Raw genomic sequence first — 21,488 nt, 5'->3', positions numbered from 1 at the left:
AGGAACCGGCATCATGCAGGCCGCAGCAGGCCCCGAAGTCGCGCGCCTGCAACTTAGCAGGTCGAAAGCGCGGCTTCGCCTCATCAACGCGACGGTCTCGCGCGGCGGAGCGTTGCTGCTTGGGACGCTGCCGTTTGCCGCCGTGGCGATTGCCTATCTCTTCGCTTCGTCGCAAAGGCTGGCGGTCAATCCCAGCGACAAGCTGCTGCCCTCCCCTGCACAGATGTGGTCGGCCTTTTCAGACCTGGCGACAGTGCCGGACAAGCGCTCCGGCGACCTGATCCTGTGGGCCGACACCTATGCCAGCCTGATCAGGCTGTTCGCCGGAGTCGGCATGGCCACGCTGGTGGCGCTCAGCCTCGGCGTCGCCATAGGTTTCATCCCGCGCGTCAGGGCCTTTCTGCTGCCCTTGGTCACAGTTGTCTGCGTCATCCCGCCACTGGCGCTGCTGCCGATCCTGTTCATTGCGCTCGGCCTCGGCGAAACGGCCAAGATCACCTTGATCGCTCTCGGCGTCGCACCGGTCATGGTGCGCGACATCGCCAACCGGGTGATGGAATTGCCGCCGGAGCTCGTCGCCAAGGCACAGACGCTCGGCGGCAACAGCTGGACCATGGTGCTCAGGCTGGTGCTGCCACAGGTCATGCCGCGCCTCATCACTTGCGTACGGCTGGCGCTTGGGCCGGCCTGGCTGTTCCTGATCGCGGCAGAAGCCATCGCCTCCACCGAGGGGCTCGGCTACCGCATCTTCCTCGTTCGTCGCTACCTATCGATGGACGTCATCCTGCCTTACGTCGCCTGGATCACGCTGCTTGCGGTGATGACCGACTGGCTGCTCGTGCGGCTCTCTCACATCATCTCGCCCTGGGCGCATCCGGTGCGGACCAGATGAGCCGGATCCTCGTCCATGGGCTGGAGAAGAGCTACGGCGACGCCCGCGTGCTGGAACGGGTCAATGTCTCCGCCGAAGCGGGTGAATTCCTGTCGCTGGTTGGCGCCAGCGGTTGTGGAAAATCGACATTCCTGCGCATCCTGCTTGGCCAGGAACAGCAAAGTGGCGGCGTGGTCGTCGTCGGCGACCAGCCGATCGTGCCGGAACCGACGCCGCAGCGCGGCATCGTCTTCCAGCGCTATTCCGTGTTCCCGCATCTGACCGCGCTGCAGAACTTGCTGCTGGTCGAGGACTTCCGTTCGGGCGGACCGTTCGGCCGCGTCTTCGGCGCCAGGCGCAAAAGCGCCAGGCAAGAAGCCGAAACCATGCTGGAACGGGTCGGGCTTGGCCATGCGCGCGATCTCTATCCGGCCACGCTTTCTGGCGGCATGCAGCAGCGGCTGGCGATCGCGCAGACCTTGCTCGGCCGGCCGCAGATCCTGCTTCTCGACGAGCCGTTCGGCGCACTCGATCCCGGTATTCGCATCGAGATGCATGAGCTGCTCACCGAGCTCTGGACCGAGCACGGCATGACCGTGGTCATGGTCACCCACGATATCGGCGAGGCATTCAAGCTCGGCACCCGCGTGCTGGTCTTCGACAAGGTGCGCCACGACCCCCAGTTCCCGTCCGCCTATGGCGCGACGATCACCTACGATCTGAAGCTCGACCGCAAGCACCGGGCTTCCGCACGAGACGTGGCCGAAGTGGCCGCGATGGTCGGGACGACCCGACTGGATAGCGCAATCGCGACGACGGCGTCGTGAAGGAGGTTTCATGCACAGAGATAGTCCAGAACGCCGGCATCGTCGCGCCGGGCTCACCGACCACCAGCCACGCCAACGCTTCCACCATCCGAACTTCGAGATCCGCGACATGCAGGGCTGGAAGTCGATCGAGGCGGAAGGAAAGCTGCCCGAGGATGGCTGGCGCAAGGAACAGAAATGGGCACTCGACATGGGCCTGCCCGGATCGGATTCGATCATCGACAAGTCGATCCCGACATTCGCGCGAGGCGAGTTGCCGCATTTCGCCGGCATCAACACCTTCCTCAAGGCGCCCTATGTCGAGAACGTCCGCGATGTCGGCAGATATGACGCTGCCGTCATGGGCATTCCTTTCGACAGCGGCACCACTTACCGGCCCGGAACCCGCTTCGGGCCGCAAGGCATGCGCCGCATCTCGGCGCTTTACACGCCTTACAATTACGAGCTCGGTGTCGACCTGCGCGAGCAGATGACGCTTTGCGACGCCGGCGACGTCTTCACCATCCCCGCCAATCTCGAAAAGAGCTTCGACCAGATCACCAAGGGCGTCAGCCATGTCGCCTCTTCCGGGGCGCTGCCGATCATGCTCGGCGGCGACCATTCGATCGGGTTTCCGTGCGTGCGCGGTATCGCCGACGTGACCTCCAAGCGAATCGGCATCATCCATTTCGACCGCCACATCGACATCCAGGAAAAGGATCTCGACGAACGTATGCACACGACGCCCTGGTATTGGGCGACCAACCTGCCGAACGTCTCGGCCACCAATCTGGTGCAGCTCGGTATCGGCGGCTGGCAGGTGCCCCGCTACGGCGTGGCCGAGGCGAGAAAGCGCGGCACCAACGTGCTGACGATCTCCGATATCGAACAGATGGGGCTGGAGAAGGCGGCCGAGATCGCGCTTGAGCTCGCATGGAAGGACACCGACGCCGTATACATCTCCTTCGATGTCGACAGCATCGATTGCGGTTTCGTGCCGGGTACGGGCTGGCCGGAGCCCGGTGGCTTCCTGCCGCGCGAGGCACTGAAGCTGCTCGGGCTAGTGTCGGCGCCCGGCATCTGCGGACTGGAAGTGGTCGAGGTGTCGCCGCCCTACGACACGTCAGACATCACGGCGCTGTTTGGCGTGCGGGTTGTCGTCGAGGCGCTCGGCTCGATGGTCGCGCACGGCAATCTCGGCAAACACAAATCCATCATCGACAAGCCGACGAGCTTTTGACCATGCACGATGATCATCACCACCACAGCCATGACCATGGCGACGGTCACCATCACGGGCCGAACGGTCATCATCACCATCCCCACCCCGTCGGCCACAACGGGCCGGCCGGCAAGCCGTTGCAATGGCAGACACCGCATCTACCGCACGACCATGCGCCCGAACCCGCCGACGCGCGGGCGACGGATCTCGATCTCGTCGAGATCGCGTTTCTCGAAGGGTTTTCGCGGGCGCCCGACCCGTCCAGTTTCCTGCGCCTCGCCGGGATTCCGTTCGTCGGCGAGACCGCCGACGGCGTGCGGCTGCATCTTCTGCGCGTCGAGACGCAGGACATGGTCGATGTCGGCGCCGTCATGCCGCTGATTGGTGGCGCCGGCGTCACCTATCACCCGCTGCCCGCGAAACTGACGTCGCGCCGGCGCCGCCTGGCCTTCGTCTACCATGACGTCAGGGGACAAAGACTCCTCGACTTCGGCGAGGCGCGGCTTCTGGCCGACAGGTCCGGCGCCGCACAATTCACCATGCCAGGGGCCGGACAATGAGCACCGGCCTTGAACCGATCGCACCTCTATCAAACAGGTCAAGAACCATGAACAGAACGCTTTCATTCTTCGGCAGACTCGCCCTGGCAGCCCCCACAACTCTCATCCCCTCGTTGGCCTTCGCCCATAGCGGCGGTTTTCATGCCCACGGGTTTGTAGACGGCGTTCAGCACCCGCTGGCCGGCATCGATCATCTATTGGCGATGATGGCTGTCGGCATCATTGCCGCTCGCGCCGGCGGCAAGGGGATCATCATCGTGCCGTCGTGCTTTGTCTCGGCGATGGTCGCTGGCGCCCTGCTCGGTATCGCCGGCATCGGCCTGCCCTCACTGGAAACCGGCATAACGCTATCGCTGGTGGTCTTCGGCGCCATGATGGCGCTTGCCAAGCCGCTTCCGCTCGCTGTGGCCGCCTCACTGACCGCTCTCTTCGCCCTCTTCCACGGCAATGCCCATGGCCTCGAAATTCCCGAGACGGCCAGCGGCATCGCTTATGCGGTCGGCTTCGTGGTCGCTACTTCGGCTCTTCACGCGACCGGCGCGTTAGCCGCCCTAACACTTCGGCGCTGGCCGCGAGCCATCCGCACGGCAGGGGTCGGCACGTCGTTGGTCGGCGTGGCGCTGGCGGCACAGATCATCTGAACCGCAGCCCATTCATCTGCGATGAACAGGAGGCGAAGGCGTGATCAACCGGCTAACCGTTTGGCAGCGCATCCGAAACGTGCTGTACCAGATCCTGAAGACCCGGTCTGAGCGACTCTGATCTCATCCGGAGATTGAGGCTAGCAGCTTGCCGTACGCAGCGCGCGCGTACGGAGCGGTCCGCCGTGGGTCGCGACTAACTTCCTAGGTGCAGCCGGACGGTCTTGCCTGACGTCGCCGGCCTGTTCCCAGCTACGCCAAATGATCGCCGTCGTGAACTCCGCGCCGGCGAGCGTGACTTGGTCGTCACCGCTGCTGGCGGCCTCCCGGGCGAGGTCATGAAGAACTGGCGTGTCAAAGCGCCGAACAAATTCGATCGCGAATTCGGCTTCTCACGCATGGGCTACGAGATCGCCGCAGGGTGGGGTGCGGCGATGGCCGATGTAGCATCCAGACAGTAATTCGAGGTTGATTGCGACGGGACTATGGGCGGATTTCTATTCCGAACACCGTGCCGGCGTCGTTCAAGCACTTGATAAACGATCCTGACACTCCACCGGCGGCTGGCAACACATCTGCGGCCTCCGGAGGCCCACCATAAGTCAATAAAATCAAACGCTATGGACGGCGGTTCGCCAGTTATTACTTGGCTACCCGAACCAAAACACACCGCTAAGTCATTGATAAATAATAACAATGGTGGGCCCGGAGGATGCATCAAAAGCATTGATTTCATTGACTTTTTCGTGGGCCAAAATCAGAAATCTTCCCTTATCGTTCCGTATGGTTCCGTCGCCGATGTCGGCCAAAACACCGAACGTTCTGCTTATTTGGCCGTCCAAGGCATCCGGCACCTGCTCGAACCCGATATCCGTCAGGCCGAAGCCGCCCGGACCGGTTGGCTCTTCGGCTGGCGCGCTGAAAGCAAGGCAACGAATTGATCCACGGCCTGCCCGGCCCGCGCCAGAACCAGCGAATCTACGAGCTTGCCGTCGGCAAAGTCGCTGTCACTGCCATAGACGGCGCTCGGCACCGTCAGGGCGGAGTAAAAGCCAAACAGCGGGCGAAGCTGATGTTCGACTACCAGCGCGTGGCGCTGGCCACCACCCGTCGCGCCGATCAGGACCGGCCGGTCGACGAGCGCCAGTGGATCGATGAGGTCAAACAGATGCTTGAACAGGCCAGCATAGGAGCCGTTGTAGACCGGCGTCGTGACGATCAGCGCGTCGGCCTGTTCGACCGCGTTTACCACATTCAGCGCCTCCGGCGTCAATTCCTTTCGAGTAAACGCAGCACCCAGACCACGGCCGGCATCGACAAGATCGAGGAAATTTACTGTGACAGACAATCTTTCGCGCAGCGCCTCGCCGAGATGATGCGCCAGCGTCCGCGACTTCGACGGCCTGTGGGTGTTGCCCGAAAGCACGACGATGTTCTGGCGCAGCCGTTCGACGTGGAAATTCATGGGCTCTCTCATCTGTCCAAAGCAATTGGAAACGGGGGCGGGGCCGCCGGCCCCGCCATTTCGTCGGCGACCGTCAGGCGGCGCGCAGAGGCCGTGTCAGCGGGATCGGCGCGTCCGGCTCCGAACGCGGCACGCGGCCTTCGACCGGATGGCTCGGATCGTTGAACCGATGCGTTGAGGCATGACCGGCGGTGACGAGACGATCGACGAAGGCCTCGTCCTCGGCGGTCAGCCTGAAGTCCAGCGCCTTCGCGTAACTGTCCCACTGTTCCTCGGTACGCGGACCGGCGATCGCCGCCGTGATCAACCGGTTGTTCAACACCCAGGCCAGCGCGAAATCGGCTGCCGAAACACCGCGCGACTTTGCGTGCGCCGCGATCTGCCTGGCGATCTCGATCGATTCCGGGCGCCACTCGGTCTCGGCGATGCGCTTGTCGCCACGGCCGGCCCGCGTGTCGGCGGCAGGCGCCTGGTTCGGCTCGTATTTGCCGGTCAGCACGCCGCGCGCCAGCGGGCTGTAGGAGACGACGCCAAGACCGTAATAGGCGGCCGCCGGCAGCTGTTCGGCCTCGGCGGTGCGGTTGACGATGTTATAGAGCGGCTGGCTGGCCACCGGCCGGTCGATGCCGAGTTCATCGGCCAGATGCGCGACTTCGGCGATGCGCCAGCCACGAAAGTTGGAGACGCCGAAATAGCGCAGCTTGCCTTGGCGGATCAGGTCGGCGATCGCCCGCACCGGCTCTTCCAGCGGCGCATCGAAGACGGCGCGGTGGAAGTAGAACAGGTCGATATAGTCTGTTCCCAGGCGCCGCAGGCTGTTCTCGACCGTCTGGATCACCCATTTGCGCGAATGGCCGCCGAGATTAGGCCCCTTGTCATGCGAGTTGACGAACTTGGTCGCCACGACCCAATGATCGCGCGTCGCCTTGATACCGCGACCGACGACTTCCTCGGACTTGCCGTTGTGGTAGACGTCGGCGGTGTCAATGAAGTTGATGCCTTGCTCGCGCGCCTTGTCGATGATGCGATGCGCGACCGTCTCCTCGGTCGGCCCGCCGAACATCATCGTGCCCAGGCTGAGCGGCGAAACCTTCAGGGCGCTGCGGCCGAGATAGCGGTAATCGGACATTTTTCTGCTCCGTTGAACTTTCAGTTGAGGGTTGGTTCGGCGTAGTGGCAGGCGACGTGGTGTCCGGGCGAGATCGCCCGGAATGCCGGCTCCTGCGAACGGCACAGATCCGTCGCCAGCGGGCAGCGCGTGTGAAAGCGGCAACCGTTCGGGATGTTCTGCGGGCTCGGCAGATCGCCATAGATCGGCGCGGCCTGGCGGCGCCGCGCCGGGTCCGGCACGGCATCCATCAGCGCGCGCGTGTAGGGATGCTGGGGCGAGGTCCACAGCGTCGCATTGTCGGCGCTTTCGACGATGCGGCCGAGATACATAACCAGCACCCGGTCGGCGAAATAGCGGACGACTGATAGATCGTGCGAAATGAAGAGATAGGACAGGCCGAGCTGCCGTTTCATGTCGACCAACAGGTTGAGGATCTGCGCCTGGATCGAAAGGTCGAGCGCCGACACCGGCTCGTCGCAGACGACCAGTTCCGGATTGAGGATCAGCGCCCGGGCGATGCCGATGCGCTGGCGTTGCCCGCCGGAAAATTCATGCGGGTAGCGGCCGAGAGCATCTCCAGGCAATCCTACACGCTGGACTATGTCCTCGACAATTTTCCGCCGCTCGGCCTTGTTGCCAATGCCATGGACCTTCAGGGGTGCTGTCAGGATGTCGCCTATCATGTGGCGCGGATTGAGCGATGCGAACGGATCCTGGAAGATCATCTGGATATTACGGCGCGCCGCCTTCAGCCGGCGCGCGTCGAGAACGGTGATGTCGGTGCCGTTGAACTCGATCCTGCCGCTAGTCGGGTCGACCAGCCGCATGATGGTCTTGCCTAGCGTCGATTTTCCGCAACCGCTTTCGCCGACGAGACCAACCGTCTCGCCGCGTCCGACTTCGAGGGATACGCCATCGACGGCGCGCAGCGTGCCGCCCTGGGCGTGGAAATGGGTGGAAAGGTCAGAGACCGAGAGCAGCGCCATGCGCAACCTCCGGAATGAAGCTGTAGGGGCAGGCGACTAGACGATCCTCGCTCACCTCGACGAGGGCGGGTACGAAATGGGCGCAGCTGTCGCGCGCCACCGTGCAGCGCGGGCGGAACGGGCAGCCCTTTTCGCCAGCGGCCGAGACGATGCTGCCGGGAATCTCGGTCAGCCTGGCGTCGCGGTAGTGGAGATTGGTCTTCAGCCTTGGCGAAGCGGCCAGCAGGCCGCGCGTATAGGGGTGAAGGGGTGTTCTGAACAGTGCGTCTGGCAGCGCCTGTTCAACCTTGCGGCCGGCATACATGACGACGACCTTGTCGGCCCATTGTGCGACGACACCAAGATCGTGGGTGATGAGCACGACAGCCATCGACAATTCGCGGCGCAGCGTATCGAGCAGGTCGAGCACCTGCGCCTGGATGGTCACGTCGAGCGCCGTCGTCGGCTCGTCGGCAATCAGCAGGCGTGGTCGGCAGGCAACGGCGATGGCAATCATGACGCGCTGGCGCATGCCGCCGGAAAGCTGATGCGGATAGTCGTCGATGCGCCGCTGCGGATCGGGAATACGCACCAGATTGAGAAGCTCGATGGCACGGCTCCGCGCTGCCTTGCCGCGTATGCCTTCGTGCAGCGTCAGCACCTCGGTGATCTGCCGGCCGATGGTCAGCACCGGATTGAGCGACGTCATCGGCTCCTGGAAGATCATGGCGATCTCGCGTCCGCGCAGGTTCCGCATAGCCTTCTGGTCGAGACCGAGCAGGTCCTTGCCGGCGAATTCGATCCGGCCATTGGGGATTTTCGCCGAGCGCGGCAGAAGCTGCATCAGGGCGAGCGCAGTCAGCGACTTGCCGGAGCCTGATTCACCAACGATCGCCAGCGTCTCGCCCTCACCGACCTCGAAGCTCAGCCGGCTGACCGGCTCAGTGTTCGGGAAGCGAACCGTCAGATTGTCGATCCTGAGCAAAGGAGCCGCCATCTCTAGCGCTCCTGTGAGAAGCGCGGGTTGAGCGCGTCGTTGAGGCCGTCACCGATCAGGTTGAGCGCCAGCACGGTAAAGACGATCGCCAGTCCCGGAAGCGCTGTCAGATACCAAGCGGTGCGGATCAATTCCCTGCCCGCTCCGATCATCGAGCCCCAGCTGACGACGTTGGGATCGCCGAGGCCCATGAAGGACAGCGCCGATTCCATCAGGATCGCGGTCGCCACCATCACCGACGAGGTCACGATCAACGGCGGCAGCGCATTGGGCAGGATCTCGCGGAAGATAATGCGGGCATGGCCGTAGCCGAGGCTGCGGGCGGCCATGACGAAATCCTTCTCGCGGATGGCCCGGAATTCGGCGCGGGTCAACCGCGCCACCGTCGGCCAGGTGATGACGGCGATCGCCACTGTCACGACGGGCGCGGTCGGCTGCGCGATCGCCACCATGACGACCAGAAGCACGAAGCTCGGTATGGTCTGAAAGATCTCGATCAGGCGCACCAGCAGATCGTCGATCCAGCCGCCGAAGTAGCCGGCGGCGGCGCCGACCAGGATGCCGAAGCCGAGACCGAGCGCGGTCGCCACCAGGCCGACGAACAGCGAAATCCGCGCACCATGCAGAATGCCAGAAAGCACATCGCGGCCCATGGAGTCCGTGCCCAGCGGGAAGGCTGGGTTCTGGCCCGGCCACAGGAAGGGCCGCGCCACCATCGATAGCGGATCGGCCGGATAGAGGACTGGTGCCAGCAGTGCGGCCAGCACGACCAACGACAGGAACACCACGCCGAACATGGCGTTGGGATTACTCAGGAAAACCTTCAGCGCACGCCCTCCAACGGCTATCGGCACCGACGCTGCCGAAGCGGAGCGTGCGTCGGGCGCGTGGAGATTGCTCCAGCTCTTTGCCTCGGGCTCAGGCGGTGCCGCGGGCCCGCGGGCATCGGCATGGAGACGGCGGGAACGGGCATCGCCGGCTGCGAAATCGGTGGAAGCCATCAGCGTACTCCGACGCGGGGATCAAGCCAGGCGTGCAGAAGATCGACGGTCGCGTTGGCGACGATGACCAGCAGCGACGACAACAGGAGGATGCCGAGCAGCACCGTGAAATCGCGACCCATGACCGCCTCGAATGCAAGGCGCCCGAGGCCGGGCCAGGAATAGACGGTCTCGACAACCACGGCGCCGCCGAGCATGCCGCCAACATGCATGCCGGCCATGGTGGTAATGGGGATCAGCGCGTTGCGCAGGACATGGCGAATGGTGATGATGGCCGGCGGCAGGCCCTTGGCGGCTGCGGTGCGCACATAGTCCTGCGACTGCACTTCCAGCATCGCTGCCCGGGTCAGCCGCGCATAGATCGCCACGTAGAACAGCGCCAGCGACAGCGCCGGCAGGATCATGTAGCGCGCCTTGTCCCACAGCCCGGCAAGGCCGGTCAGGTTGCTGCCGATGGTTCCCGAACCGCCGCTCGGCAGCCAGCCGAGCTTGACCGAAAACAGCACGATCAGCATCAACCCGATCCAGAAGCCCGGGATGGAATAGAACAGCAGCGAAATGACCGAGAGCATACGATCCGGCAGGCGCCCGGCAAACACCGTCATCAGCGATCCAAGGGCGAGGCCGAGCACAATGGCGACGGCCAGCGCCACTGCCATCAGCAACAGCGTGCCAGGCAGCCGCTGGCCGATCAGGTCGGCGACCGGCATGCCGTAGCGCGGCGAAAAGCCGAGGCTGAAATGTGCGAGATTGTAGAGATAGTTGAACAGCTGGACGAGCAGCGGATTGTCGAGCCCGAAGCGCTGGCGAAGCGCCGCCATCGTTTCGACAGTGGCCGAGCCAGCCTCGCCGGCCATGACATCGGCGGCGTCGCCCGGCGCAAGCTGGAGCAGAAAGAAGTTCAGGATCACGATACCAAAAACCGTCGGCACGGCCTGGATGGCGGTGCGCCGGAAGGTTCTGCCAACACGCGTCAGGGTCGACATCGTTCTCGCTATCCCGGCTGTGGCTGACGAAGCGGGGTTGCAGTTTCCCGAAAAGTTCCGTGCTTTTTAGTTGACAAGATTTATAGACATTGTCAAACCTGATTTAAGAAATTTTATCCTGCAAATGGTTACATTGCAGAATAGAATTTTATTTCATGCTACAAAATTAGCTGTTTGAAGTATGAAATCTTAAGCGCGGGAGCGGGTTGGCCAAATCTTTCCGCAAACGGGCCCGCTCTTGGAACAACGGATTTTCAACTCGGTGGCCGACGATCGGCCGATCGGGGCCGGCAGCAAAAAAGGACCAGGGCGCGATGTCTCATTTCCTCATTCCGAACCGCCGCAGGTTCCTCGGCATCTCGGCAGCCGCGCTCGGAGCGACCCTGTTGCCTGAATCGCGCAGCGCCTACGCCGCCGAGCCGAAACAGGGTGGAACGGCGACGCTGGTGCTCTCGGCTGAGCCGCCTGTGCTGACGACCATCGCCCACACGGCATTCAATTCGGTCTACGTCTCGGCAAAGACCACCGAGGGCCTGCTGACCTATGATTTCGATCTCACGCCGCGGCCGTCGCTGGCCAGGCAATGGTCGGTCAGCGACGATGGCCTGCAATACACATTCAAGCTGCGCGAAGGCGTGAAGTGGCATGATGGCCAGCCGTTCACCACTGCCGACGTCGCCTATTCGATCACCACGATCAGAGAGGTTCATCCGCGCGGCCGCAACACCTTCCTCAACCTTGTAGACATCCAGACGCCGGATCCGCTGACCGTGACGCTGGTTCTGTCGAGGCCGTCGCCTTACCTGATCACGGCCTTGGCCGCGGCCGAAACGCCGATCGTGCCGAAGCACCTCTATGACGGCACAAAGGCAGCCGAAAATCCGGTCAACGTCGCGCCGGTCGGCACCGGCCCTTTCGTCTTCAAGGAATGGGTCCGCGGCAGCCACATCGTCTACGAACGCAACCCTGACTACTGGGACGCGCCGCGCCCCTATCTCGACCGGCTGATTGTCCGCTTCATCCCGGACGCTTCGGCGCGCGCACTGGCGCTGGAGACAGGCGAGATCGATCTGGCGCCGGCAACGCCGATTCCGTACAGCGATTTGCAGCGCTTCGAAACGCTGCCGCATATCGGCTTCGAGAAACAGGGCTACCAATATTCAAATGGCATCAGCCGGGTCGAGTTCAACCTGGAGAAACCCTATTTCCAGGATGTTCGCGTCCGCCGTGCCTTCGCCCATGTCATCGACCGCAACGTCATCCGCGAGACGATCAACTATGGCTATGGCGAAACCATTCCAGGCCCGATCAACCCCAATCTGAAGAAGTGGTTCATCGCCGACCTGAAGACCTATCCGGTCGACACGGCCGCCGCCGATAAACTGCTCGATGAAGCAGGCTTGCCGCGCGACGCCAACGGCACCCGGCTCAAGCTTGTCCACGACTATGTCCCGAGCGGCGAAACCTACAAGCGCGGCGCCGACTACATCAAGCAGGCATTGGCCGCGGTCGGGATCGAGGTCACCGTGCGCAGCCAGGATTTTGCCACCTACACCAAGCGCATCTACACCGACCGCGACTTCGACTTCACCTTCAACGGCATGAGCAATCTGTTCGACCCGACGGTAGGCGTACAGCGCCTCTACTGGTCTAAGAATTTCAAACCCGGCGTGCCGTTCTCCAACGGTTCGAAATACAGCAATGCCAAGGTCGACGAACTTCTTGAAGCGGCCGCCGTCGAGGTCGACCACGAAAAGCGCTTCGAGCAATGGGCCGCGATCCAGCAGATTCTGGTCGAGGACCTGCCCGACATCGGCATCGTCAGCCAACCGGAAATCACCCTCTACAACAGGCGCATAGCCGGTCACACGGTGGGCGCCGAGGGCAATGCCGGCTCGCTCGCAACAGCCCATATCGTCGCCTGATCCGCTGACCCGCGTGCGCGGTCCTTTCGCGCACGAGTTCCCTTCCTCCACCCGAGAAAGTTCGCCATGACGCTCGCCCACAAGCCCGGTTCCATCGTCGGGACGCCCTTCTTCAAGGCGCCGACCGACTACCCGGACAGCCCGCTGTCGAAGGCGCTCGAGCAGCCCGTGCTGCTCGGACTGTTCCTGCCGATCCAGGCCGGCGGCTGGACCAACTCCACCCTGCCCCGCTCGACCGACTGGCGCTTCGACTACAACCGTGACCTGACGCTCAAGGCCGAGGAGCTCGGCTTCGACCTCGTCTTTGCGCTCAGCCAATGGCTGCCCAAGGGCGGTTATGGCGGCGTCTTCAACGGCCAGGCGCTGGACAGTTTCGTCTCCGTGGCGGCGATGGCCGCGATTACCAAGAAGATCATGCTGATTTCGACCATGCATGTTCTCTACGGTCCCTGGCATCCGCTGCATCTGGCGAAATTCGGCGCCACGCTCGACCACATCTCCGGCGGCCGCTGGGGCATCAACGTGGTCACCGGTCATCGCGCTGTCGAACATGAAATGTTCGGCTGGAACCGCATCGAGCATGACCGCCGCTATGAACTCGCCGCCGAATTCGTCGAAGTGCTGCAGCGGCTGTGGCAGGATGATGAGAATTTCTCGTTCTCCGGAGAATCGAGCTGGAAGCTCAATGGCGGCTTCGTCACGCCGAAGCCGAATTACGGCAGGCCGATCCTGGTCAACGCCACTGGCTCCGATGCCGGCATTTCCTTTGCCGGCCGCTATTCCGACATCGTCTTCGTCACCAGCCCGGCCGGCTCCGACATCGCCAGCGCGCTGGAGGCGCTGCCGGCGCATACGGAGAAAGTGAAGGACGCGGCCCTTGGTGTCGGCCGCACCGTGCGCACTCTGCTCAATCCGCTGATCATCAGCCGGCCGACCGAGAAGGAAGCCTGGGCGGTCGCCGATGAGATCGTCGCCCATGCCGACAGCCGCACGCCGAAAGGCTTCCAGACCTTCAACAGCGACGCCCAGGCCTGGAAAGGACGCGAAGGCCGCGAGGACCCCTACGCCAAGGTCGGCGGCAACATCTACCTCATCGGCACGCCCGAACAGATCGTCGACCAGTTCGTCAAGTTGAAGGACGCCGGCATTGACGGCCTGCAGCTGTCCTTCTTCGATTTCAAGCCTGACCTCGAATTCTTCGGCGAGAACATCCTGCCGCTGATGAAGCAGGCTGGCCTGCGCAACACCTAAGGAGCCATCATGACCTCGACTGGGATCTCCGAAATCTGGTACACACGCTGCCCGGTGCCGACGCCTGTCGGGCTCGCCGCACAGCTCGGGCTTCTCGACGAGACCTTTCGCAAGGAGGGGATCGAATTGAAGTCGATCATCGATTCGCCCAATCGCGACATCCGCCAGAGCCATTTCAACCACACGCTCGACTGGTCGTTCCGCCACGGCGGCAACGTGCCGCCGATCCGCGCGCGGTCCGAAGGGCGCAAGACGCGTCTCGTCGGCATCACTTGGACCGACGAATTCCAGGCAATTATCGCCCTGCCCGGTTGCGGCATCAGGACAACCCAGGACCTGAAAGGCCGCCGCTTCGGCATCGCCCGGCGCCCCGAAGGCATCGTCGACTTCATGCGGGCGACGGCGCTGAAGGGCCTGGTCTCGGCCCTCTCGCTCGAAGCCCTCAGCCATGGCGACGTCGAGATCGTCGACATAGCGTTGGCCGACAGCGTTCTCGACAGCCAGGAAGGACCGTCGCTATTCGGCCTCAAGCGCAAGCAGGCCTATGGCGAGGAAGCCGCAGCCCTGATCCGGGGCGAGGTCGACGCCATCTATGTGAAGGGCACGGCCGGCATCAACGTCGCCAATCTGATCGGCGCCATCCAGGTCGCCGAATTCGGCTTCCACCCTGACCCGAACATCCGCATCAATTCCGGTTCGCCGCGCGTGCTGACCGTCGATGAACTGCTGGCCGAGAAACGCCCCGATCTGGTCGCGCGACTGATCGAGACCATCCTGCGCGCCAGCGCCTGGGCCGAGGCGCATCCGGAAGAGACGCAGCGCTTTGTTGCCCGCGAAGCCGGGGCCACCGAGGAACAGGTGCTGGCTGCCAATGGCCCGGATGTCCATAAGCATCTCGGCCTCGGACTGCAGCCTGAGCTGGTCGGCGCGATTTCCCACTACAAGGATTTCCTGCGCGACTGGGGCTTCCTCGCCGGCGATTTCGACGTCGAGGCCTGGGTCGATCGACGACCCTTCGATCTGGTCGATACCCGCGCCGCCGCCTGACAGGAAAGCCAGCATCATGACCTCCACGATTTCAGGATTTCCGGAACTCCTCGACAGAGTGGCCGGCCTTGCCGACAATCTCGCGCTGACCGCCGCGCATCACGACGCGACCGGGGAATTCCCATTCGCCAATTTCGACCGGCTTCACCAGGCCGGGCTGCTTGGCCTGGTCACGGCGCGCGAGCATGGCGGCCTCGGTGGCGGGCTGACGGAAGCGCAGGCGGTGATCGCCGAGATCGGCCGTGGCGAGCCATCGACAGCGCTGGTGCTGGCCATGCACTACAACAGCCAGTATGCGATGCGGAAATCCGGAAAATGGCCGCGCCATCTGGTTCAGCGGATTGTAGAGGCCGGCCGTCTTGGCCCTGCTTTGATCAACGCCGCGCAAGCCGAGCCGCGGATTGGCTCGCCCGCCCATGGCAAGCCGCCCGAAACCATTGCCCGGCGCGACGGCAATGTCTGGCGGATATCCGGCCACAAGAACTACGTCACCGGCATTCCTATTCTGAAATGGGTGAACTTGCTGGCGCTGACCGACGAGCCGCAGCCGCGTCTGGCTTCATTCCTGGTGCCGACCGACGCGCCCGGATTGCGCGTCGAAAAGACATGGAACGCCGCCGGCATGCGGGCGACGGCCAGCGACGACATCATTCTGGATAATGTTGCGGTTCCTGCCGAAGACATCACCGAGGCGCAGCCGGCATCCGAGCCGCTGAGGCGCGAGGAAGGCGCGACGGCGTTCTTCTTTTCGCTGATCGGCGCTGTCTACCACGGTGCCGCCCGTGCTGCCCGTGACCGGCTTGTCTCCTTTGTCAGCACGCACGCGCCGGCAAGTCTTGGTGCGCCGCTGTCGACCGTGCCGCACATCCAGGCAGGGCTCGGTGAGATCGAGGTCAGGCTTGCGAGCAGCACGCGGCTGCTGCGTTCGCTCGCCGAAGATGTCGACGCCGGCCGGCCTGTGGGCACCGACGGCATGACGGTCAGGCATGTCGTCATCGACAATGCCGTTGCCGTCACCTCGCTGGCGCTGGAGCTTGCCGGCAATCCAGGCCTTAACAGAGATTTCCAGCTTGAGCGCCACCACCGTGATGCGCTGACCGCCCGTTCCCACGCACCGCAGAACCACATGATCCGCACGATCGCCGCCAAGGCGACGCTCAGCCGCCATACCGCCCGGCAGCTGGCCGAGACACCGGCTATTGCCGCTGGCAAGCCCAAGCTCGCGGCGGTCGGTTGAGCGCCATGACAACAGAACATGTCGAAGTCGCCATCATCGGCGGAGGCCCCGGCGGCCTGACACTGGCGCAAGGCCTGAAGAAGAACGGCATCAGTGTCGCGGTCTTCGAGAAGGACCGCGCTCGCACCGACTATGTCCAGGGTTTTCGTCTGCGCATCCGCCAGCGCGGCATCGATTCGCTGATCGCCAATTTGCCGCCGGAACTCTACGACGCTTTTGTCGCCACGCTCGGCCAGGCGCCGGATCGCAACATCCTGCTGGACGAGAATTTCAAGATCCTGGGCGAGGATGCCTGGGGCGGCGGCAACGCGCTGGGCGAGGCCGACGACACGCATATCGAAAAATCGGTAAGCCGTATCACGCTGCGCCAGGTGCTGCTGTCGGGCCTCGACGGCATCGTGCGCTACGGCAAGATCTTCTCCCGCTACGAGGAGCAGCCGGACGGTTCGGTAACGGTGCATTTCGAGGATGGCTCTTCAATTCATGCCGACGTGCTGGTCGGCGCCGACGGCGCCCGCTCGCGCGTGCGCCAGCAACTGGTGCCGCATGCGCGAAGCTTCGACACCGGCGTCAGGCGCCTGGCCGGCAAGATGACGCTGCATGCCGCAGCCCTTCACCAGATCTCGCCGCTGCTACTCGACTACAATGCCGGCGTCAGGCCAACCGAAGGTCATGGGCTTATGGTCACCAGCCACAGGGTCAATGTCGACGCATTACGAAAGCATGGACTGATCGGGCTGGACGACGCCACCCACAAGGATTTTTCCGGTTTCCATTTCAACAACACCACCAGCTATGTCTGGTGGAACACCGCCTATGAAAAGGACGAACTTGCCACGGACGACGCGCTGGCAAAGCTCTCCGGTTCAGAACTGATTGACCTGCTGATCTCGAAGATCGCCCACTGGCACCCGGAAATCCTCAACCTCATCCGCTACACCGACCCATCGACGGTGGCGCTGCTTCATGTCCACAGCTCCGAACCTGTCGATCCCTGGCCGACGAAACCGGTGACGCTGCTTGGCGATGCCATCCACGCCATGACCTATTTTCGCGCGCTTGGCGGCAACACCGCGATCTACGACGCCGGGCTGCTGGTGCCAGAGCTGGTGGCCGCCAAACGCGGCGACAAGCCGCTTCTCCAGGCGCTGTCGGAGTATGAGGCCAAGATGCTGGAGCACGGCGCCAAAGCCGTGCGGTCTTCGCTGACGGCGATGCAGAAGAACGTGCTGGCGGGCCGTCGCCGCCAATCGGAAGCCGCCGAATAGTGGCTCCGAAAAAATCGCCTGACAGTGCCCCTGCCCTACGCCGCTTCCACCAGGCTGGCCGACTGGAAGTCATACAAGAGGATCGCGATCTCGAAGCCGCGCCGCTGCAGCCAATGCGCCGTCGTCGCCGCGCGGACACCGAGCAGATCGTCGATCAGCACGACGCGGGCGCCGCGCACGGCGATGGTGCGATAGGCGACACCGAGCAACTGCCCGCCCTCAGACGCGATCGACCCCGGAATATGCGCTTCGGCGAACTCGTCGGGCGTGCGCACGTCAAGCAGGTAGGTCGTCCGCTTTTCGTCCTTCGCCCAGTTCGCGGCCCTGGCCGCATTGATGCGGGGAAAGCTGTCGCCTTCGGCAAGCTTTGCGATGTGCTCCCCGGCGAAACGCTTGGCATCCTCGCTTGCCGGACCATAGATTGCGGTCTTGCCGGTTTCGAGTGCAAGACCGGCCTCGCGCCATGCCTTGGTGCCGTCGTGCAGATAGGCGACCCGGTTGGGCACGCCGGCATCGATCAGTGTCTGCGCCCCGATGATGGCGCGCGGCAGGCCGGCGCAGGAGACGACAACCTGCGTCTCCGGTGACGGCACCAGGTCGGCGAAGCGCAGCACCAGCTCGGCGCCCGGCACGCTGATGGCGCCCGGCACATGGTCCTTTTCGAACTCCGCCACCGTGCGGCTGTCGAGCACCACCACGTCGGCGCCTCGGCCTCTGAGCACCGCGAGCTCTTCAACGCTGACGACCGGGGTCCCCTTCTCGTCGCGGATCGCCAGCGAAAAATCGACGCCCGGCGTATCGAAGGTCGGCAGGCCTTCAACGCCGCTTTGCGTCCATTCCGGAATTCCACCGTTCAGCGAAAACAGCTGGGTACGGCCATACCCCACCAGTCGTTCGACAAGTTGCTCGGCAACGCCGCTGCCGTCGTCCGCCAGCACGGTGCGCACCGATTTGCGCGGGATGAAGCGGTCGATCTCGGCCTCGACCTGAGCCGCGGGCAGGTTGGTGGCGAACAGCGGCGATGCGTATCCGACAGTCGCGCTGTCGCGAATGTCTAGCACCGCCAGTTCTTCGCCATCCGCCAGCCATTGGCGAAACATTTTCGAATCGATCGTCCTGTCGCTCATGATGCTTTCCTCTCTTGCTGTTCAGCGGCGCCACGGATCGGACGCGCAAGGCCGAGGTTCTCGCGCAACGTCCCGCCTTCGTAAGCAGTCCGGAACAGACGCCGCCGCTGCAGCTCCGGAATGACGAGGTCGACAAAATCGGTGAGGCCCGTCGGCAGGATCGGCGGCATGACGTTGAAGCCGTCCGCCGCGCCACCGGCGAACCACTCCTCCATCATGTCGGCCACATCCTTTGGCGTGCCGACGATCTGGAAATGGCCGCGCGCGCCGGCAACGGCGAGATACAATTGGCGGATGGTCAGGTTCCGGCTCGCGGCCAATTCGGAAACGACTTTCAGGCGGCTCTTCACGGCATCGGAACTGCCCAGTTCCGGCAACGGTCCGTCGAGTGAATGGCCGGAAAGATCGACACCGCCGAGCAATCCTGAAACCAGCGCCACACCAACCACAGGATCGACCAGGCGCTGGATCGCATCGAACTTGCCCTCGGCCTCCGTGCGTGTCGGCGCGACGACCGGGAAGACACCGGGCATGATCTTCAAGCTGTCGGCGGAGCGGCCAAACGAGCCCAGCCGGCCTTTCAGTTCGCCGTAAAAGCCGCGCGCCGATTCGATGGTCGGGTGGGCGGTGAAAACCACCTCCGCCGTTCGCGCCGCCAAGTGCTGGCCGGCATCGGACGAGCCCGCCTGGACGATGACGGGATGGCCCTGCGGTGGGCGAGCGACGTTGAGCGGTCCCTTGACGCGGAAATGCCGGCCGGCATGGTCCGGGGCGTGGATGCCGCGCCGGTCGATGGCGATCCCCGAAGCCTTGTCGGCGACGAAGGCATCGTCGTCCCAGCTGTCCCAAAGCTTCTGCGCGACAGCGACGAATTCCTCGGCGCGGGCGTAACGGTCGGCATGAACGGGATGCTGGTCGAGGCTGAAATTCGCCGCCGCCGGCGCATCGGCTGAGGTGACGACATTCCAGCCTGTCCTGCCGCCGCTGAGATGATCGATCGAAGCGAACAGCCGCGCCAAGTGGAACGGCTCCCAATAGGTGGTCGAGGCGGTCGCAACGAGCCCGATCCCTTGCGTGATGGTCGAGAGCGCCGACAAAAGCGTCAGCGGCTCGAAATGCACGACATGGCCGGTGCGCTCGAAGGTCTCGATCGGCTGCTCGCCATTGCGCGCGCTGAGGCTGTCGGCCAGAAACACCATGTCGAACAGGCCACGCTCGGCAGTGCGCGCGGCGTCCGCATAGTGCTGAAAGCTCAGGCCCGGATTGGCAGGCACATCGGGATGGCGCCAGGCAGCGACATGATGGCCCGGTCCGCGAACAAAGGCTCCAAGCCTTATCTTTCGATTTTCAGTCATCAGCGGTTCTCGGGCTGGTCGCAAAGGGCGTTCCTATCTAGCGCCTGCCAAACCCGCTGAGTGAAAGAATGCCTTTCGCCAGCTGGCAATTATTGTTTTTTGACATCGGGTTACGGGAAAGCACGATGATCGTTGCCGGGGCGATGGGCTAGAGCCACGACCACCGGCGTCGCAAAGGTTCTTGATGCTTCATACCCCTTCCTCCCCTCGCTCAATCATCATTGTCGGCGGTGGCTTTGCCGGTGCGGTCACAGCGATCAAATTGCTTGACCATTCGACCGAGCCGCTGGCGGTCACCATCATCGAGCGCCGGGCCCAACTCGGCCGCGGTGTTGCCTACAGCACCTGCGATCCGAACCATCTCGTCAACGGCGCGGCGCGCATCTTCTCGCTGCATCCGGACGATCCCGATCACCTCGTTCGCTGGCTTATGGCGAATGGGCCGGAGCACGGCTGGACACCGCCCGAGGATGTCCCGGACTCAAGCCCGCCGCGCTGGCTGTTCGGCAGCTATGTCCAGTCGGAACTGACGAGAGCGATCAGAGAAGCAGACCCGCGTTCGTCGCTGCGCCACATCAACGCATCCGCCGTCGACATGCTGACCGGCCCGTCAGGGGTATGCGTCGGCACCAGCGATAGCCAGCAATTGCTGGCCGATGAGGCGGTGCTGGCAACCGGGGTGTTCCAGAGCCAGCCGTCCACCACGGAAGCAGCCGTCGTCAGCGATCCCCGTTACGTCGCCAATTCCTGGGATTCGGCGGCGCTCGATCGGCTCGCCGGCAGCAAGGAACTGCTGCTGATCGGCTCCAGCCTGAGCATGGTCGACGTCGTCGCCAGCATGGAAGCGCGCGGCTTCAAGGGCGGTTATCGCGTCGTGTCGCGGCGCGGACAGATCGTCGAACCTCGGCGCAACACGGAAGCGTGGCGCGATTTCCTCGCCGGGCGGCCGCTGCCGAAAACCACCAGGGCGCTTCTCGCACTGGTCAAGGCCGAACGCCGGGCAATCGAAACCACCGGCCTGGACTGGCAAGGGCTGCCGCTGACGATCCGGCCGTGGATCCTGGCCTTGTGGCAAGGCGCCACCGACAGGGAGCGCTTGAAGTTCGCACGCCATCTGCGCGCCTTCTGGGATGTCACCGCGCACCGCGCGGCGCCACCGAGCTTTGAGCGCGTGGCACTGGCGCGAAGCCAAGGCCGTTGGACGGGTGGAGCGGGACGGGTGCTGGCACTCCATCCGCAGGCAAATGGGATCGTCGCTGAAATCCGCTGGCGCGATACCGGCGCGGTCGAACGGCTGCGCTTCGACGGCGTCGTCAACTGCCGCGGCCATCAGGAGCATGACTGGCGGCGGATCGCCGATCCATTCGTCCAGAACCTGCTCGAAAACGGCATCGTCAGGCCGCATGCGATCGGCTTCGGCATCGACGCCACGCATGACGGCCAGGTGATTTCCTGTGATGGCGAGACCCATGGCAATCTGTTCGCCATCGGCCATCCGCTGCGCGGTGTCGCCTGGGAATCGAGCTCAATCGGCGAACAACTGGCGCAGGCCATAGCCCTTGCCGGCCTTCTGGTCGGCGCCAGCCCAAGGCTGCGTGCTTTGGCCTGAAGTTACCGGCTTTGCGAAATGGAAGAAACGAAAAGGCCGCAGCT

General features: G+C 63.7%; 20 protein-coding genes. 12 read left to right on the top strand and 8 right to left on the bottom strand.

Annotated elements, in window-relative coordinates; all coding sequences use genetic code 11:
* Positions 1 to 13: 13 nt before the first annotated feature.
* The 6 genes from X773_RS67230 to X773_RS75180 all read left to right on the top strand — a co-directional run bounded on the left by X773_RS67230 (position 14) and on the right by X773_RS75180 (position 4,561).
* The gene (locus X773_RS67230; protein ID WP_023679466.1) at positions 14 to 892 is read left to right on the top strand and encodes an ABC transporter permease; all 879 of its coding nucleotides are present in this window, start codon (positions 14 to 16) and stop codon (positions 890 to 892) included.
* Entirely contained in the window at positions 889 to 1,698 is an 810-nt protein-coding gene (locus X773_RS67225) for an ATP-binding cassette domain-containing protein (RefSeq protein WP_023679465.1), read from the top strand. Before X773_RS67230 ends, X773_RS67225 begins: the two co-directional genes overlap by 4 nt.
* A gap of 10 nt (positions 1,699 to 1,708) precedes the next feature.
* Positions 1,709 to 2,917: an agmatinase family protein gene (locus X773_RS67220; protein ID WP_023679464.1), complete on the top strand. Its 1,209-nt coding sequence runs from the start codon at positions 1,709 to 1,711 to the stop codon at positions 2,915 to 2,917.
* A 2-nt stretch (positions 2,918 to 2,919) separates the two neighbouring features.
* A complete protein-coding gene (locus X773_RS67215) occupies positions 2,920 to 3,459 on the top strand; it encodes a hypothetical protein (RefSeq protein ID WP_023679463.1) in 540 nt (179 codons plus the stop codon).
* Positions 3,460 to 3,506: 47 nt separating this feature from the next.
* Positions 3,507 to 4,100, top strand: a complete 594-nt coding sequence (locus X773_RS0139190) for a HupE/UreJ family protein (protein WP_031212572.1) — start codon at positions 3,507 to 3,509, stop codon at positions 4,098 to 4,100.
* Between the two features lie 224 nt (positions 4,101 to 4,324).
* Positions 4,325 to 4,561, top strand: coding sequence for a hypothetical protein (locus tag X773_RS75180; RefSeq protein WP_023679460.1), 237 nt, complete (start codon positions 4,325 to 4,327; stop codon positions 4,559 to 4,561).
* 413 nt (positions 4,562 to 4,974) lie between these two features.
* Here the strand turns inward: X773_RS75180 and msuE are convergent, their stop codons facing one another.
* From msuE to X773_RS67185, 6 genes are all read right to left on the bottom strand, one after another.
* Positions 4,975 to 5,565 carry an FMN reductase gene (gene msuE, locus X773_RS67210; RefSeq protein WP_023679458.1) on the bottom strand — a complete coding sequence of 197 codons (591 nt, stop codon included), beginning with the start codon at positions 5,563 to 5,565 and terminating at the stop codon, positions 4,975 to 4,977.
* 73 nt (positions 5,566 to 5,638) lie between these two features.
* Positions 5,639 to 6,694: an aldo/keto reductase gene (locus X773_RS67205; RefSeq protein ID WP_023679457.1), complete on the bottom strand. Its 1,056-nt coding sequence runs from the start codon at positions 6,692 to 6,694 to the stop codon at positions 5,639 to 5,641.
* A gap of 20 nt (positions 6,695 to 6,714) precedes the next feature.
* Positions 6,715 to 7,662 (bottom strand): oligopeptide/dipeptide ABC transporter ATP-binding protein, encoded by a 948-nt coding sequence (locus X773_RS67200; RefSeq protein WP_023679456.1) that lies wholly within the window; start codon positions 7,660 to 7,662, stop codon positions 6,715 to 6,717.
* Positions 7,640 to 8,638 carry an ABC transporter ATP-binding protein gene (locus tag X773_RS67195; protein ID WP_023679455.1) on the bottom strand — a complete coding sequence of 333 codons (999 nt, stop codon included), beginning with the start codon at positions 8,636 to 8,638 and terminating at the stop codon, positions 7,640 to 7,642. Before X773_RS67195 ends, X773_RS67200 begins: the two co-directional genes overlap by 23 nt.
* Before the next feature lie 2 nt (positions 8,639 to 8,640).
* A complete protein-coding gene (locus X773_RS67190; RefSeq protein ID WP_023679454.1) occupies positions 8,641 to 9,639 on the bottom strand; it encodes an ABC transporter permease in 999 nt (332 codons plus the stop codon).
* Positions 9,639 to 10,625: an ABC transporter permease gene (locus tag X773_RS67185; RefSeq protein WP_023679453.1), complete on the bottom strand. Its 987-nt coding sequence runs from the start codon at positions 10,623 to 10,625 to the stop codon at positions 9,639 to 9,641. The genes X773_RS67190 and X773_RS67185 overlap by 1 nt, the downstream gene beginning before the upstream one ends.
* 314 nt (positions 10,626 to 10,939) lie before the next feature.
* On the opposite strand from X773_RS67185, the gene X773_RS67180 reads away from it, so the two are divergent.
* From X773_RS67180 to X773_RS67160, 5 genes are all read left to right on the top strand, one after another.
* Entirely contained in the window at positions 10,940 to 12,550 is a 1,611-nt protein-coding gene (locus tag X773_RS67180; protein WP_031212569.1) for an ABC transporter substrate-binding protein, read from the top strand.
* Positions 12,551 to 12,616: 66 nt separating this feature from the next.
* On the top strand, positions 12,617 to 13,801 hold the full coding sequence (locus X773_RS67175; RefSeq protein ID WP_023679451.1) for an LLM class flavin-dependent oxidoreductase: 1,185 nt from the start codon (positions 12,617 to 12,619) through the stop codon (positions 13,799 to 13,801).
* Positions 13,802 to 13,810: 9 nt separating this feature from the next.
* Positions 13,811 to 14,848 (top strand): ABC transporter substrate-binding protein, encoded by a 1,038-nt coding sequence (locus tag X773_RS67170; RefSeq protein ID WP_023679450.1) that lies wholly within the window; start codon positions 13,811 to 13,813, stop codon positions 14,846 to 14,848.
* 16 nt (positions 14,849 to 14,864) lie between these two features.
* A complete protein-coding gene (locus X773_RS67165) occupies positions 14,865 to 16,085 on the top strand; it encodes an acyl-CoA dehydrogenase family protein (RefSeq protein ID WP_051406225.1) in 1,221 nt (406 codons plus the stop codon).
* 5 nt (positions 16,086 to 16,090) lie between these two features.
* Entirely contained in the window at positions 16,091 to 17,353 is a 1,263-nt protein-coding gene (locus tag X773_RS67160; RefSeq protein ID WP_031212564.1) for an NAD(P)/FAD-dependent oxidoreductase, read from the top strand.
* Between the two features lie 35 nt (positions 17,354 to 17,388).
* On the opposite strand, the gene X773_RS67155 is transcribed toward X773_RS67160, so the two are convergent.
* Together X773_RS67155 and X773_RS67150 are read right to left on the bottom strand one after the other, a co-directional pair.
* Complete coding sequence (locus X773_RS67155; protein ID WP_023679447.1) at positions 17,389 to 18,480, bottom strand: rhodanese-like domain-containing protein; 1,092 nt, start codon at positions 18,478 to 18,480, stop codon at positions 17,389 to 17,391.
* Complete coding sequence (locus tag X773_RS67150) at positions 18,477 to 19,838, bottom strand: LLM class flavin-dependent oxidoreductase (RefSeq protein WP_198023630.1); 1,362 nt, start codon at positions 19,836 to 19,838, stop codon at positions 18,477 to 18,479. Before X773_RS67150 ends, X773_RS67155 begins: the two co-directional genes overlap by 4 nt.
* Before the next feature lie 181 nt (positions 19,839 to 20,019).
* On the opposite strand from X773_RS67150, the gene X773_RS67145 reads away from it, so the two are divergent.
* A complete protein-coding gene (locus X773_RS67145) occupies positions 20,020 to 21,444 on the top strand; it encodes an FAD/NAD(P)-binding protein (protein ID WP_023679445.1) in 1,425 nt (474 codons plus the stop codon).
* Positions 21,445 to 21,488: the final 44 nt, after the last annotated feature.

The sequence above is a fragment of the Mesorhizobium sp. LSJC280B00 genome, assembly GCF_000502835.1.
In the GTDB taxonomy this organism is placed as follows: domain Bacteria; phylum Pseudomonadota; class Alphaproteobacteria; order Rhizobiales; family Rhizobiaceae; genus Mesorhizobium.
The sequence above is the reverse complement of the archived record's forward strand: the minus strand, read 5'-3'. Positions and strand labels throughout refer to the sequence as shown.